Annotated in this window: 1 rRNA gene; it reads left to right on the top strand. The window is 58.1% G+C overall.

What is annotated here, in order from left to right:
* Positions 1 to 1678: ribosomal RNA gene (locus N912_RS0148235) — 23S ribosomal RNA — on the top strand; the annotation flags it as partial.

Here is a 1678-nt window from a genome sequence, read left to right as displayed (position 1 = left end):
GAAGCAGCCCTGTGAGGGAGCTGTGGAGGGGGTGGGAGTGAGAATGCAGGCATGAGTAGCGAAAGCAGAGTGAGAAACTCTGCCGCCGATTGACCAAGGGTTCCTGGGCCAGGTTATTCCGCCCAGGGTGAGCCGGGACCTAAGGCGAGGCCGACAGGCGTAGTCGATGGATAACGGGTTGATATTCCCGTGCCCGTGCTGGCGCGACAATGGTGAGTCCAGTGATACTAACCACCTCGGCTCTGTGCGCTGCTTTCGGGTGGTGTGTGGGGTTGGGCTGGGGCCTGATCTGGTAGTAGCCAAGCGATGGGGTGACGCAGGAGGGTAGCTCCGCCAGTGAGTGGTTGTACTGGTGTAAGCCTGTAGCCTGGCATCTAGGTAAATCCGGGTGCCGTGAAGGGTGAGAGGTGACGCGTAGCCGATTGAGGCGAAGTAGAGTGATCCCGTGCTGCCGAGAAAAGCCTCTAGCGAGTTCTTGCACGGCCCGTACCCTAAACCGACACAGGTGGTCAGGTAGAGAATACCGAGGCGATCGAGCGAACTGTGGTTAAGGAACTCGGCAAAATGCCCCCGTAACTTCGGGAGAAGGGGGACCGGTTGCCTTGAAGCCCCTTGCGGGCTAGGGGTGGCCGGTCGCAGAGACCAGGCCCAAGCGACTGTTTACTAAAAACACAGGTCCGTGCGAAGTCGTAAGACGATGTATACGGACTGACGCCTGCCCGGTGCTGGAACGTTAAGAGGACCCGTTAGTCGTAAGGCGAAGCGGAGAATTTAAGCGCCAGTAAACGGCGGTGGTAACTATAACCATCCTAAGGTAGCGAAATTCCTTGTCGGGTAAGTTCCGACCTGCACGAATGGCGTAACGACTTGGGCGCTGTCTCAACCACAGACTCGGCGAAATTGCACTACGAGTAAAGATGCTCGTTACGCGCGGCAGGACGGAAAGACCCCGGGACCTTTACTATAGCTTGGTATTGGTGCTCGGTTCGGATTGTGTAGGATAGGTGGGAGACTGTGAAGCTGTCACGCTAGTGGTGGTGGAGTCGTTGTTGAAATACCACTCTGTTCGGATTGGGTGTCTAACCTCGGACCGTGATCCGGTTCAGGGACAGTGCCTGGTGGGTAGTTTAACTGGGGCGGTTGCCTCCCAAAGAGTAACGGAGGCGCCCAAAGGTTCCCTCAGCCTGGTTGGCAATCAGGTGGCGAGTGTAAGTGCACAAGGGGGCTTGACTGTGAGACTGACGGGTCGAGCAGGGACGAAAGTCGGGACTAGTGATCCGGCACCTCCTGGTGGAAGGGGTGTCGCTCAACGGATAAAAGGTACCCCGGGGATAACAGGCTGATCTTGCCCAAGAGTCCATATCGACGGCATGGTTTGGCACCTCGATGTCGGCTCGTCGCATCCTGGGGCTGGAGTAGGTCCCAAGGGTTGGGCTGTTCGCCCATTAAAGCGGCACGCGAGCTGGGTTTAGAACGTCGTGAGACAGTTCGGTCCCTATCCGCCGCGCGCGTTGGAGACTTGAGGAAGGCTGTCCCTAGTACGAGAGGACCGGGACGGACGGACCTCTGGTGTGCCAGTTGTCCCGCCAGGGGCATGGCTGGTTGGCTACGTTCGGGAGGGATAACCGCTGAAGGCATCTAAGCGGGAAGCCTGTTCCAAGATGAGGTCTCCCACCCT

Source organism: Actinospineispora acaciae DSM 45401, assembly GCF_000620785.1.
GTDB lineage: Bacteria > Actinomycetota > Actinomycetes > Mycobacteriales > Pseudonocardiaceae > Pseudonocardia > Pseudonocardia acaciae.
Note: the sequence above shows the minus strand (reverse complement) of the source record. Positions and strands in the feature narration are given on the sequence as shown.